Origin of the sequence: Brevibacillus sp. BD137, from assembly GCF_041644655.1 — a bacterium.
Classification (GTDB): Bacteria; Bacillota; Bacilli; order Brevibacillales; family Brevibacillaceae; genus Brevibacillus; species Brevibacillus brevis_D.
In genome coordinates this window covers 655,048-667,851 of sequence record NZ_JAOTNO010000001.1, presented here as the reverse complement: position 1 = coordinate 667,851, position 12,804 = coordinate 655,048, and the positions used below count along the sequence as shown (strand labels likewise).

The window sequence follows — 12,804 nt, the reverse complement described above, 5'->3', positions numbered from 1 at the left end:
ACGAAAGGAAGCGGGATGTTTTCGAGTATCCACTTATAAAATCAGTCAGCGAAGCATGACACAACAATTGCTACGATGAAAAATGAACGCTGCTCCAATTACAAAGAAGAACCTCAATCAATGCAGGAGGTATAGTTCGTCACGGTGCTAGTAATTTGATAGTTTTGGTTAATTGTGACGGAGGCATTTCCGCTCACCCAGTTAATATTACTGCAGGTTCCTTCCATAGAGGCAGGGGCATATTTCCAAGAATTATAAATGATCTTGTTTCCGCTCACGTTCCATTTAGAACCGCCGCCCCATTCGAGCTGCAGACTGTAAGTGCCACCACCAATCAAATTATTATTAACGGTAACATTTCTGACAAGAGGGTCGACTATGAAGATGGGGGAGTTCACCTTGCTCATTCCCCTTTGATCAAACGTATTGTGTGTAACCAAGATATTAGAGCATGTAGTTTCGCAAACAGATTGGATACCGTCAGGGTGAGGGTCAGGGACATTTGGAACGCATCCTTTGTAGTAGGAATCTCGTACAATGACATTTCCAGGCTGACTAATACGGAACCCATCGTCAATGCCGCGGATACGGACACGAATCGCAGTATAGTTACTGTCTCCAACGCCTACACCTATTACACAGCCAGTAGGCGGCCCAACCGTAGAATCGGTTATCGTAAATGGGCCGTAAAAGATTCCACCGATTTCATTAGTAACCACACCATCGATTTGAGAATTTTTTATGACAACATTAGCTGCCTTAATGATTAAGTCTCCGGTAATATGCTTTTTGTCAATCACTTCGTTGTTGGTCTTTACTGTGTAGTCACCGTTAATGGTAGTAAGCACTGTACCGACTGGCACGCCGGTGCAGAGGGGGGTCGGGTAGTTCGGGAGATTGCAGGCATTCGTAGCACTGGCAGTAGAAGACACTCCAGCTTCACTTGTGACGAAAGGGATCAAACTCATAAAGACGAAGCAGAGAGTGAAAATCACTTTGTTGAGGAAGCTTTTATACATTCCATCCTCTCCTTGGTTCCATTACTTTTAGGTATAGAATCTCTTCGCGAACAACTTCTTACAAACGTTGTCGATTAGCTTAGCTTTCATAGTATGGATCTAAACTGAAATACGTGAATACATACCATAAGAAAATGGTGTTTTGGTAAAAAAGCAATCTTTATAAGGCATTGCGAAGCCAGTGTAAGCATTTGAACCATGGGGGCGTCGATGATGTGTCTTTGACAGGAAAGTCAGGTTCTGTTCGGTGGTATGACGAGAACGGGACGCAGTTTCACTGGGGAAAGTATGATGCTCGGTTGATCGTTAATCGCGGAAAAAAGCAGCTATTAACTGGAACATAGCTCCAGAAACAGCTGCCATTCATGAACCAAATAAGTAATTATGTTGTTAACCTATTCTTGAATCTTTGAAAGCTCACTTTCTGTTACCCATTTATGATTTTTTACGGGTTGTCCACCTGTTGTTGGAGTATACGAAACAGCATATGCTGTCGTATCAAAGGCACCCACGATCGTCGCTACTGCGCCTTTCATACCTGGCATATGGTCAGCTTGGATAAATGCTTGACTTCCAACGGCGTAGGCTGGATTCTCTGCTTCTTTTAACCCTTTAGGAACTTCACTTGAACTAGAATGGTTCATGTCTAAATGGTTCATGTTTGCAACAGACTGTTGGCTTGTTCCAGTTCCATATCCAACTAATGCAATAAATATGGCGACGCTAAGAAATATCAGTTTCTTTTTCATTTAGAGTACATCACCTCTATTTTTAAAGTTATTTCCTTGTGGCTCATATTCTTGATTCAACGCCTTTAGTCTGTGATGTTGTACAGTGGAGTATTCAAGGGCTACCGGGACGACGAGTTGTATATACAAGGCTACGCACAATGAATAAGCCGCTCGGGTACAGAACCGGGCGGTTTTTGTTTTGGGTTCAATAACTACGGTCTCTTAAATGTCAAATTTGGTAAAAACAAGCAGGAATCTGTCGTTTCTAGTAGAATATAACCCTCATATAAGTAATTGAGGTGAAAAAGTTCCATGCTGTTTGTCCTATTTTCAACATTGGAATACCTTGCAATATTTGCTCTTATGACTACGCTATTTCGGTTTGGTTTTTTGGCGCATATCAACCGAATTCTTTTTGTGAGTCTGGTATTAATGCTTTTCTCGTTTGGGCTACGACAATTTACGCCATATGGAGACTATGCAACCATAGCCCAAGTCGTCATAATCTTTGGGGCATTAATCCTGGTATGGAACGTGAATTGGGGACATGCTGCCTTAATGACCATTATAACAGCAGGAATCTACTTGGGGATTCAGATGATGGAAGTGTTTTTCCTGACCGTCATAGGAACCTTAGAGACAATTGAATCGTTAGAGGATCGAACCATCAACACCGGGTTCATATTCCAGACAATCTCCGCAGTACTCACCTTTGCATTATGCTACGGGCTTCGGAAATGTAAACTACAATTTACATTCGTCAGAGACGGAGCGCCTTTCTCTCTTTACCACAGAGTCAACATGGTGATTTTATCACTAATCATTGTAACAGGTGTATTGATAACGGTCCTGTTTAAATTAGCAAGTACATATGGAATTGGTTCCTTAGTGTGGATTTTCTTTGGGATGGCAATCGGAATCACAATACTGGCATGGTTGGCTATAAAAAGGGATGGGGAATATGATTGAAACTCTTGCTGAAAGAATAGCCATACAACTAAAGTCGATCAATCCACATGAAACGAAGTCAGTTCCTACCATGAAATTTGGGCTAATCCTTATCATCAACATGCTGCTCATCATTACGATTAGCCTTACCCTTTCCCTCATCATAGGGACATTTCAAGGAACATTACTCACATTGGCCGGATTTTTAGTACTACGCCAATTTTCAGGAGGATTTCACTATTCATCGTCTGTTTACTGCACCATAACAAGTATTTCGGGAGCGGTATTCATCCCTCTCATTACCCTTCCTACTGATTTTATCACCCCGATTATTATCATCACAGTAGTTCTAGTAGCACTTTTTGCTCCGCAAGATATGGAAATGCAATCACGACTATTCAAACAGAATCAGACTTTGCTCCTCAAGATCATCTCAATTCTCATCGTCAGTTTATTATTTTTCATAGAAAGCGAGACACTGGTTAAGACCTTTTTTGTGCAAGCACTGACGCTAATTCCACTGAAAGGAGGTGGAAAAGATGAAAAATAAAGCGATGATGTTCGTAGCGAAACATGTTTCAGCAATTGCTTCATTTGTTGCAGTACTGGCAGTATCTACAGCATCCTTCGGTTTCGTGGGAAAACCTGAAATTCCAGAAGAACTAAAGAAATAAGAAGCAATGAACGACACAGACCATTTCTCACTCGATCTTCATATCGAAAGGGGAAAAATGGTTGCCTCATTGAGCTTTTGTGAATCCTAACTTTAGTAAGAGATGGTATAGTACTTATAGACTGCTTCTTTCAGAGCGTTACCAATTATCTCAACCCCTTGGTAGAAAAGGGGTTTTCTTATTTTTTTGAATCAAAGGGGACTGTCGTTTAGTCGGAAAATCGACTTTTGAGACAGCCCCTTTCTCTTAACGCTTAATGAAGCTTGGAAAGAGCGAATTTAGCTGTAAAATTCATTTTCTTCATATAGGAAGAATTCGCTCCGGCTTGAAATTGTACAGAAATATTGCCGTCTTTTTCTGCTTGGAAGACGCGTCCGTAAGGTGAATTTGCGGGGTATGTACCAATCACTTGATTATCCGCATCAAAGACGGTATAAGAGATTGGGAATCCTGAATTGTTTACAAATATCGTAAGTTCTTCTCCCTTTTTCAGCGAAAAAGATTCTTTTTGCGTCACTTCGTATGAACTCAGAGAATAGTATTTCGTAACCTCTTGCATGTCTAAAGCCGTTGTTGCTGCGCTAGCTTTTGAGACTTCCACTCCTGGCAAAGATACACCCGAAAGTACTGCAATCCCTAATGCCCCTGCTAAAATAACTTTTTTCATAATCGTAATGCCTCCTTTTTTGCTCATTCATGAGCGAAAGTAAATATTTGGAAATTACAACCATTATAATCTCGCTGAAAATGATTATCAATAAGTTTTTCAAAGATTACTCTCACGGCGTGATAAGCAGGACATAAAAAAAGAGAGTGATTCAATGGAATCAACATCCCCCTAAAAATGGCACACACATCCCCGTATCTGGACAAAACCCCTCATTCTCCAAGCACAACCTCTCCGTAAATCCAGGGTCCTCCTGCGCCAGAAACTTAAAATAACAAACAATTTCATGATTCCTTACAGCTAAGCTATTCAACTGAAAATCCAACAAATGCTTCCGATCGACATGCTGGTAGTACAACCCTTTTTTCGTAAACGGAGGAGGGTACACCTTGGAAGGCAAAGTCGGAATAATATCATGAACATTCACGATCCGAACACTGTTCTTTACCGTCTCATTAAATCGCGAAGCAAAGACAGGATCTCCGACACGAGGGCTCCCATACGTATACACAAAAGGTCGCGTAAACTTCGTATTCACGGCAATATCCAAGCCGGCAAGTGCGGCCAACCCTCCCCCTAAACTGTGCCCCGCAACAAATAGTCTTTTCGATCTAGGAAGCTTGCTCAACTCCCGAATCAATTCATCTCGCGCGGATTGGTACATGCAAGTAAACCCACGGTGGGTCTTTCCTGCCTTTCTGACAAAATGATAGGGGACTTGATACAAATCCTGATCTGACTCATTGTCGTTAAACGTGCGTGTTCCCCGAAGAGCAACAACGATACTGTCTGGTGACTCGGCTACAAAACCAAATACCTCGGGCTCCGGCGTCTCGACACCAGCCAATGCTCGAATCGCAGAGCGCTGACGATACCCTTGTGGCAAGACAAGTGAATCTGTTTCAAAAAGCAGATAGGCCTGATGGATCATGGCCGCAAGTAAAATGGCATCTTCGCTGTTATAAATACGATCGATCATTCATGTGTCTCCCTTTCTCGGTTTCAAGGCTGTAAAAGCTAGCATTTGCCTTGAAACGGAATACACGTATCGGTATCGGGACAAAACCCCGGATTTTCCACACAGAGTGTTTGGGCGTAATCAGGGTCAAACTGAGTGAGGCTATGAAAATAGTAGGCGATACTATCGTTGCGAGGGGTATTATTCAGTTGAAACGAGATCGGAAACTTGTTTTTTACATGTTGATAATAGATACCTTCCTGGGTAAAAGGAGGTGGATATTTTTGGTCGGGGAAGGAAGGAAAAGGGTCGTGAACATTGGCAATGCGAAGACTATTGGCAACGACTTTATTGAACCGTGAAGCGAAGTGGGGGTCACCAATACGCGGACTGCCATAGGTATAAACGATTGGATGTCTAAACGGCGTGTTTACCGCTATATCTAAAGCTGCCAGCACAGCCAGAGCGCCACCGTAGTTGTGTCCAGTGATAATCAGCTTTTTTGTTTCGGAAAACGGTTTTATTTTTCTGAGTAATCGATCGCGTGTTGACTGATACAGGCAAGTAAATCCACGTGAGGTTTTCCCTGCATCTGTAACAAAAGGATAGGTAATTTGTAGGATGTCATAGGCTGCTAAAAGGTCTGCCGGATAGGCTGCGTACCCTCTGAAGGCAATGATGATTTGATCTTTTGATTCTGCTACAAAGCCATACATATGTTCAGTTGGATTCTCTACGTCAGCAGAAGCTCGAATGGTGTATCGGAGTTGAAAACCTTTGGGTAAGATAAGCTCGCCTTCAAAAAATAGTAAATAAGTCTGATAGCTCATGGCTGCAAGGAAAATGGCAGCCTGACTAGTAAACATGTTGTCTTCGTCCGAGAAAACCATGTAGACAAATTCCTTTCCAAACAAGAATAAGGAACAAACACTTTTAAGATCGTACATCGAACTTTTGTTTGTCCTTCCCAAATGAAAGCAGGGCAATCCTATTCGAATGTTACTTACCATGAGCCTATGTTTTTACGACGGAATGCGTGCTTGTATGAAGAAAATAAAAAGAGGGCGCGTACGCGACGCTCCCCAATTACAAAGGTTTTGAGAGAATTTCAATTCCCACATCAATTGTTTTCTCTACTCCCATGAAGGTTAAAAATATTTTAGCCCTGTTTTTGTGCTTGTCCACTTTTTTGATAATGCCTTCCAGTCCTTTGAGGGGACCAGATTCTACGATCACCTTTGAATTTTCTAGATATACTTTTGAATAATCGACAACCTCACCGTTCCCCATGAGTTGGAGTATCGGGGTGATTTCTTTTTCATCAATGCTCGAATAATAAGCGCCCTCGTCTTGCGTATAGTAACTTCCGTTATTGACCAAACGCAAGTTCCTAGGAATTTTTTTGATTTTATGGAACATTTCGTTAGTCATTTCAGTCTTAATAAGTACATATCCAGGAAAAAAGTTCTTCAGGACGTTATACACAATGCCTGACTTTTTCTCAGGTACCAATCTCTTCGGCACAATGGATTTTAACGACTGCTCATTAAAATAGAGTCTGAGGTACTTTTGAACGACTTCTTCTTTACCGGATTCTACAAAGATGGCATACCATTTCAAGATGAGCAATCCTTTCATTATGAAGTGGATTCGTAAGTATCTGGAGTGCTTACTACCTTTCCAAAAATAGGAATGATTGAGTAGATAAATTCACAAAAATTGTGGTATTATACTAAATATATCCAATTACTTCGTGTTATGCAATAAATGCGGTTGTTGTAAGATTCAGTATAAATAGAAAGAGTTAGCTACATCAGCTTCTTATCGAAAGTAAAATCTCTCAGGGAATTTAATCGATGTTTCGGCACGTTAAAGGAATGAGAGAGGTCATACGGAGAAACGGTAGTGTGTAGAACTATTTACCCACGAACCGGGGAAGCTCTGCCCTTTGGCATAGACGTAGAACGAGAGAAGGCGGAGATTGGATTGCATGTATTTCCACAGACCTTTACGAATGAATTCGTTATTACGGGTACAGATAGAGAGTTTCGTGCTAGTTTGTGCATGGGCTACTTTTCTGTTCCTGTAGATTTTTTAAAAATAGTTAAATTCCTACACCCAAAAGAATTCGAGTACTATTTTCATCTGGAGTATGAACGGAGAGTAAAAAGCTACCTGACAGGGAGATATGTCGCCAAAAGAGCCATTTCGTTTTTGACTGGAGAAGACAGTTTAGATCGAATATGGATTGAACAGGGCATTTTTCATCATCCTGTCGTAAACCTACCGAATCCAGCCAATCTCCAAGTGAGTATCACTCACTGTGATGATCTTGCAGCCGCTATTGCTTTTTCGGAGGAGCTACCGATGGGGATTGATGTTGAGAGAATTAGCGTTGATAGAAATAAAGTTCTGGAGACGCAAATGACTGTGAAGGAGAGCAGCTTGTTGTCCTGCTTGCCTTATTCCTATGAAACGACGCTCACTCTTTTCTGGACAGTCAAGGAAGCGTTATCCAAAGTTTTGAAGACTGGTTTAACAACTTCTTTTCATATCTATGAAATAAGCCAAGTGGAGATAAGGGATGGGGTTGTGTATAGTCTATTTGAAAACTTTCCTCAATACCGTACTGCCTCTTACATCCTAGGTGACTATGTGTGTTCGATCACCTATCCGAAAAAAACAGAGTGGAGTGCTGCTGTAGTAAAGGATGTACTACAGGAGATAGAACAATCGATGATAAATCATGGATAAAAATTCCCCATAAGCGGTCAGTTGACCAGGCTGTGGGGAGTTTTCTTTATAAAAACCTTTCATAGAAACAAGGGGTGCATCATACATGGAAAAGCCTGTAGTGTTTATGTTTTCTGGACAAGGGTCGCAGTACTATCAGATGGGGAAAGACCTTTTTGATCAGAATCCAATATTTCGCAAATGGATGCTTCGGTTAGATGAAAAGGTACATTCCCTGATCGGGGAGTCTGTCCTTGCCCAGTTATACGATGACACGAAGCGACGAGACGATATATTTGATCGCACCCTTTATACGCATCCCGCTATTTTTATGGTGGAATACGCTCTGGCCCAGGTTCTCATGGAAAGCGGAATAAAGCCCGACTATTGTCTGGGGAGCAGTTTGGGGGAGTTTGTGGCGGCGGCAGTGTCTGAAATCATGCCTGTGGAAGAATTGCTGCAACTCGTGGTTGAACAAGCCACCCTTTACGAAGCGTATTGTCAGAAAGGGAGTATGCTTGCGATTCTCCACAATCCCGATTTGTATGACCAAGAGCCGATCTTGCATCGAAATAGTGAGTTGGTAGCAGTGAATTTTCATTCGCATTTTGTCATTGCCGGGAGCAGTCATCAGCTACAACGCATGGAGGATTACGTCAAAGGCAAAGGGATTATTTGTCAACGACTACCTGTATCATATGCGTTTCACTCCTCTTACATCGATCCGGCTGAACCGCATTATCGGGAGGTATTGAAACAGAAATCATTTGGAATTCCCCAGATTCCCTTTGTATCGAGTGTTCATGGTGAAATCATGAAGGAGCTGCCAGCTGACTACTTTTGGCAAGTGGTAAGAAAACCAATGCAGCTTCCAAAAGCTGTCCAAGAGCTGGAGAAACAGCAAAGCTACATCTATTTGGATTTGGGACCAGCAGGCAATTTGAGTAATTTTACAAAGCGAAATTTGAGGCAAGATTCTCAGTCAGAATGCCATTCCATCATCACGCCTTTTAAAAAGGACGGAGAAAATGTAGAGCGCATCAAGCAGCTTTTCTCAAATAAAAGTTTGAAAACCAATAGAAAGGAAGGCAGAAAAATGACCACATATGTTTTCCCAGGGCAGGGCTCCCAAATAAAAGGAATGGGGGGCTCTCTTTTTGATGAGTTTCCAGAAATAACAGCCAAAGCCGATCAGATATTAGGTTATTCCATCAAAGAACTATGTTTGCATGATCCAGACAAGCAATTAGGTAAAACGCAATTTACCCAGCCTGCTCTGTATGTGGTCAATGCGCTTAGCTACCTGAAGAAAGTGGAGGAAACCGGGAAAAAGCCTGACTACGTGGCGGGGCACAGCCTGGGTGAGTACAATGCGCTTTTTGCATCAGGAGTGTTTGATTTTGAGACAGGGCTGCATTTGGTGAAAAAAAGAGGCGAGTTGATGAGTCTGGCCGTCGGTGGAGGGATGGCGGCTGTGATCGGGTTTACTTTGGAGCAAGTGGAACGGGTATTACATGAAAATCATTTGACCAGCATTGATATTGCCAATCACAATTCTCCCTCCCAATTTGTGATAGCAGGTCGGAAAGAAGATATCGAGCGTGCCAACCCTGTTTTTCAGGAAGCGGGCGTAAAAGTATACATACCGCTAAAGGTGAGCGGAGCATTTCATTCCCGTTACATGAGTGATGCGAAGATGAGCTTTGAGGACTATTTGAATCAGTTTACGTTTTCTGATATGACCATTCCGGTGATTTCCAATGTTCACGCGAGACCCTATAAACAGCGCGATGTGAAACGAAATTTGGTTGAACAAATTACACACCCAGTGAAGTGGAATGACACCATTCGATATCTTCTGGCTGTGGGGGAAAACGAAATAGAAGAAGTCGGCCCTGGTACTGTGTTGACCAAGTTAGTTACTACGATCCGAAATGAAGCAGAGCCGCTGATCATAGAAGGGGAAGAAGAGAAGGAAAGCATGGTGCAAGAGGCAAAGCCGGTTGCTTTCACCGTACAGGCTGAAGAGAGAGCAAACAACATGGAGCAGCCAAGAGAGATTACCGCTTTTTCGCTGGGAGATCAGCGATTTAAACAGGGCTACAATCTGAAATATCCCTATCTAGCAGGAGCGATGTACAAGGGAATTTCCTCGGAAAAGCTGGTCATTAAAATGGGGAAAGCCGGGATGATGGGCTTTTTCGGGAGCGGTGGCTTACAGCTGGATAGAATCGAGCGAGCCATCCAACAGATTCAACGTGAGCTACAGCAAGGCGAGCCGTATGGGATGAATTTGTTGCATCATCCAAGTGACCCATCCATGGAAGAAAAAACCGTCGAGCTGTATCTGGCTTATCAAGTCAGAGTGATTGAAGCATCTGCGTTTATGGCGATTACCCCTGCGTTGATCATCTATCGGGCCAAGGGATTAAGACGGGGGATGAACGGGCAAGTGGAGGCGGCAAACAAAATTTTTGCCAAGGTATCACAGCCTGAGGTAGCGGAAGCCTTTTTAAGTCCCGCACCTGAGTACTTGATAGAAAAATTGCTGCAAGAACAAAAGCTTACTAGGGAAGAAGCGAGTCTGTTACGGGAAGTCCCAATGGCGGATGAGTTAACGGTGGAGGCCGATTCAGGTGGAAATACCGATCACGGTGTAGCTTCTGCTTTGATGCCTGCAATGATCAGGCTCCGAGATAACATGATGCACAAGTATGGATACCGTAAGCCGATCAGAATCGGGGCTGCGGGCGGCATTGGAACTCCGGAAGCTGCAGCGGTCGCTTTCATGCTTGGGGCGGATTATATTGTGACAGGTTCGATTAACCAGTGCACAGTGGAGGCGGCGACCAGCGAGTCGGTGAAGGATTCGTTGCAGTTAGCCAATGTTCAAGACACAGAGTATGCTCCAGCCGGTGAAATGTTTGAAATGGGAGCCAAAATTCAAGTGTTGAAAAAAGGCTTATTCTTTCCAGCGAGAGCGAACAAACTGCACGACCTCTATCGCCAATACAACTCGCTTGATGAAATCGATGAGAAAACCAAGCAGCAGCTTCAGGAAAAGTATTTTAAACGCAGCTTTGAAGAGGTGTATGAACAGCTGAAAATCACTTGCCCGCCTCAGGAACTGAAAAGAGCGGAACGGACGCCGAAATACAAAATGGCGCTCCTTTTCAAATGGTATTTTAACCGCTGTTTTGACTGGGCCTTGGATGGAGCCGAAAGCTATAAAGTCGATTATCAGATTTACTGCGGCCCTGCGCTAGGTTCTTTTAATCAATGGGTAAAGGGAACGGCTGTTGAAAACTGGAGAGACCGTCACGTTGATCAAATCGGTGAAATGTTGCTCAAGGAGACAGCGAACCTCTTGAATCAGCGTATCCACGCTTTAACAGGTTCGAGCAAGTAAAGAAGGAATGACTCTCAAATAAGAAAGGAACGGCGAAAATGAATTTGGAACTAGAACTAGTAGAATACCATCCGCAGGGCGTTTCTAACGAAGCGCCTCTTCTTTTTGTGCATGGAGCATGTCATGGAGCATGGTGTTGGGAAAAAAACTTCCTTCCTTATTTTGCGAACAAAGGTTTTTCTTCTTATGCGGTGAGCCTTCGTGGACACGGTGAAAGTGACGGCTTTGACAATCTTCATACTTACACACTACAGGATTATACGGATGATGTTCTTGAAGTGATCGGGCGTCTAAAAAACAAGCCAGTGCTAATCGGGCACTCCATGGGCGGAGGCATCGTGCAAAAGATCTTGCATCAGTACCCAGATATCATCTCGGGTACCGTTCTCGTTGCCTCAATTCCTCCGCATGGCGGGATGCGTGACTTATTCCGATTGATGTTCAAAAACTTTAAAGAAGCTATGCAGCTGTTTACATATAACGAAAAAAGAGATGCCTCACTGCTTGCCAATGTCTTTTTTTCCAAGGAGCTACCGATGGAAAAAAAGGACGAGTGGGTGAAGCTCCTGCAGCCTGAATCACTGAAAGCAAGAACCGAGATGAATGGAAAAATTGTTCCCAAAACCATCAGTCCGAAAGCTCCGATGCTGGTTCTCGGCTCTAAGCAGGATCGGATGATTTCTGAGAAAACAACGCGCGGAATTGGCAAAACATACGGAATTGAGCCCGTTCTGTTCCCAAATATCAGTCATGATATGATGCTTGATCCTGAATGGGAAGCTGTTGCTGGCGAGATTTTGGCTTTTTTAAAACGAATCGATATCTGAACGGCGGAGGTAGGGAAAAACATGGAAGGTTCTTATCAAATCGCAAACATTGCAACGAATGTTGAGGTAGAAATAGAACGCTTGAAATCGCAGGTGGAGTTGTTTTGGGAGAAAGAGCTGAAGCATTATAGCGAGTTTGGTCTGACAGATGGGATGTCGGTCATAGAGCTGGGCTCGGGCCCGGGATTCGTGATGGAAAAGGTCATGCAGGCATTTCCGAATGGCAGAGTGACGGGATTGGAGCTTGATCCTCTTCTCGTTGATTATTCCAGAAACTATTTGACACAAAAGCATTCGGATCGATTTGAGATCGTCGCGGGATCGATTATGGAAACGGGCTTACCTAGTGATTCCTATGATTTTGCCATTACGCGCCTCGTTTTGGAACATTTGCCCGACCCAGTCGGTGCGGTTCGTGAAGTGGCGAGGTTGTTAAAGCCAGGTGGCAGGGCGGTATTCATCGACAATGATTTCGAGATGCACATTATGACCACCCCGCATGTACCAGAATTGAGAGAGCTGTATGATGCCTACTGTGCGGCACGCTATGCGGAAGGCGGCAACCCGAAAATCGGTCGTGAACTGCCAACGGTGCTCAAGCAAGGCGGACTTGGAAAAATAGATTTTGAAGTTATTTGCGCTCATAGTGAGCTACTCGGGTACGAAATGTTTCTAAAGTCGGAGGGTGTAGGCATTCCTGTGCAGCTGGTGCGTGACGGTTATTTATCGAGCAAGGCGTTGGGCAAGTTATCTGTGGCATGGCGAAACATGCTGAATACGGAAGGACATTCTATTCTCAGACAGCTTTACATGGCTGTTGGTGAGAAATCGTTGTAGA

At 43.4% G+C, this 12,804-nt stretch carries 12 protein-coding genes and 1 pseudogene; 7 read left to right on the top strand and 6 right to left on the bottom strand.

What is annotated here, in order from left to right; all coding sequences use genetic code 11:
- Window positions 1-113: 113 nt before the first annotated feature.
- Together ODZ53_RS03240 and ODZ53_RS03235 are read right to left on the bottom strand one after the other, a co-directional pair.
- Window positions 114-1,019, bottom strand: a complete 906-nt coding sequence (locus tag ODZ53_RS03240) for a hypothetical protein (protein ID WP_372675895.1) — start codon at window positions 1,017-1,019, stop codon at window positions 114-116.
- 413 nt (window positions 1,020-1,432) lie between these two features.
- Window positions 1,433-1,768 (bottom strand): annotated as a pseudogene (locus ODZ53_RS03235) (YdhK family protein); the annotation flags it as partial.
- A gap of 294 nt (window positions 1,769-2,062) precedes the next feature.
- Here ODZ53_RS03235 and ODZ53_RS03230 point away from each other — a divergent pair.
- The 3 genes from ODZ53_RS03230 to ODZ53_RS03220 are packed head-to-tail and all read left to right on the top strand — an operon-like array spanning window position 2,063 to window position 3,372.
- A complete protein-coding gene (locus ODZ53_RS03230) occupies window positions 2,063-2,719 on the top strand; it encodes a hypothetical protein (protein WP_372675894.1) in 657 nt (218 codons plus the stop codon).
- Entirely contained in the window at window positions 2,712-3,248 is a 537-nt protein-coding gene (locus ODZ53_RS03225; RefSeq protein WP_015892251.1) for an accessory gene regulator ArgB-like protein, read from the top strand. Before ODZ53_RS03230 ends, ODZ53_RS03225 begins: the two co-directional genes overlap by 8 nt.
- The gene (locus ODZ53_RS03220; RefSeq protein WP_015892250.1) at window positions 3,238-3,372 is read left to right on the top strand and encodes a cyclic lactone autoinducer peptide; all 135 of its coding nucleotides are present in this window, start codon (window positions 3,238-3,240) and stop codon (window positions 3,370-3,372) included. Before ODZ53_RS03225 ends, ODZ53_RS03220 begins: the two co-directional genes overlap by 11 nt.
- Window positions 3,373-3,625: 253 nt before the next feature.
- Here ODZ53_RS03220 and ODZ53_RS03215 read toward each other — a convergent pair whose 3' ends face one another.
- The 4 genes from ODZ53_RS03215 to loaP form a co-directional block, all read right to left on the bottom strand.
- The gene (locus ODZ53_RS03215) at window positions 3,626-4,039 is read right to left on the bottom strand and encodes a hypothetical protein (RefSeq protein ID WP_372675893.1); all 414 of its coding nucleotides are present in this window, start codon (window positions 4,037-4,039) and stop codon (window positions 3,626-3,628) included.
- A 160-nt stretch (window positions 4,040-4,199) separates the two neighbouring features.
- Entirely contained in the window at window positions 4,200-5,018 is an 819-nt protein-coding gene (locus tag ODZ53_RS03210; RefSeq protein WP_372675892.1) for a lipase family protein, read from the bottom strand.
- Between the two features lie 38 nt (window positions 5,019-5,056).
- A complete protein-coding gene (locus tag ODZ53_RS03205; RefSeq protein ID WP_372675891.1) occupies window positions 5,057-5,887 on the bottom strand; it encodes a lipase family protein in 831 nt (276 codons plus the stop codon).
- A 196-nt stretch (window positions 5,888-6,083) separates the two neighbouring features.
- Window positions 6,084-6,617 carry an antiterminator LoaP gene (gene loaP, locus ODZ53_RS03200; RefSeq protein WP_372675890.1) on the bottom strand — a complete coding sequence of 178 codons (534 nt, stop codon included), beginning with the start codon at window positions 6,615-6,617 and terminating at the stop codon, window positions 6,084-6,086.
- A 285-nt stretch (window positions 6,618-6,902) separates the two neighbouring features.
- Between loaP and ODZ53_RS03195 the strand changes: the two genes are divergently transcribed.
- The 4 genes from ODZ53_RS03195 (at window position 6,903) to ODZ53_RS03180 (ending at window position 12,803) form a co-directional block, all read left to right on the top strand.
- Window positions 6,903-7,751: a 4'-phosphopantetheinyl transferase family protein gene (locus tag ODZ53_RS03195; RefSeq protein WP_372675889.1), complete on the top strand. Its 849-nt coding sequence runs from the start codon at window positions 6,903-6,905 to the stop codon at window positions 7,749-7,751.
- Window positions 7,752-7,836: 85 nt separating this feature from the next.
- Window positions 7,837-11,139 carry an ACP S-malonyltransferase gene (gene fabD, locus ODZ53_RS03190; RefSeq protein ID WP_372675888.1) on the top strand — a complete coding sequence of 1,101 codons (3,303 nt, stop codon included), beginning with the start codon at window positions 7,837-7,839 and terminating at the stop codon, window positions 11,137-11,139.
- Window positions 11,140-11,177: 38 nt separating this feature from the next.
- Complete coding sequence (locus ODZ53_RS03185; protein WP_372675887.1) at window positions 11,178-11,966, top strand: alpha/beta hydrolase; 789 nt, start codon at window positions 11,178-11,180, stop codon at window positions 11,964-11,966.
- A 21-nt stretch (window positions 11,967-11,987) separates the two neighbouring features.
- Window positions 11,988-12,803: a methyltransferase domain-containing protein gene (locus tag ODZ53_RS03180; protein ID WP_372675886.1), complete on the top strand. Its 816-nt coding sequence runs from the start codon at window positions 11,988-11,990 to the stop codon at window positions 12,801-12,803.
- Window position 12,804 lies beyond the last annotated feature (1 nt).

Coding starts and splice junctions, on each gene's coding strand:
- ODZ53_RS03215 (WP_372675893.1), bottom strand. CDS start 4,039: ATGAAAAAAGTTATTTTAGCAGGGGCATTAGGGATTGCAGTACTTTCG.
- ODZ53_RS03220 (WP_015892250.1), top strand. CDS start 3,238: ATGAAAAATAAAGCGATGATGTTCGTAGCGAAACATGTTTCAGCAATT.
- ODZ53_RS03240 (WP_372675895.1), bottom strand. CDS start 1,019: ATGTATAAAAGCTTCCTCAACAAAGTGATTTTCACTCTCTGCTTCGTC.
- ODZ53_RS03225 (WP_015892251.1), top strand. CDS start 2,712: ATGATTGAAACTCTTGCTGAAAGAATAGCCATACAACTAAAGTCGATC.
- fabD (WP_372675888.1), top strand. CDS start 7,837: ATGGAAAAGCCTGTAGTGTTTATGTTTTCTGGACAAGGGTCGCAGTAC.
- ODZ53_RS03205 (WP_372675891.1), bottom strand. CDS start 5,887: ATGGTTTTCTCGGACGAAGACAACATGTTTACTAGTCAGGCTGCCATT.
- ODZ53_RS03230 (WP_372675894.1), top strand. CDS start 2,063: ATGCTGTTTGTCCTATTTTCAACATTGGAATACCTTGCAATATTTGCT.
- ODZ53_RS03210 (WP_372675892.1), bottom strand. CDS start 5,018: ATGATCGATCGTATTTATAACAGCGAAGATGCCATTTTACTTGCGGCC.
- ODZ53_RS03180 (WP_372675886.1), top strand. CDS start 11,988: ATGGAAGGTTCTTATCAAATCGCAAACATTGCAACGAATGTTGAGGTA.
- ODZ53_RS03185 (WP_372675887.1), top strand. CDS start 11,178: ATGAATTTGGAACTAGAACTAGTAGAATACCATCCGCAGGGCGTTTCT.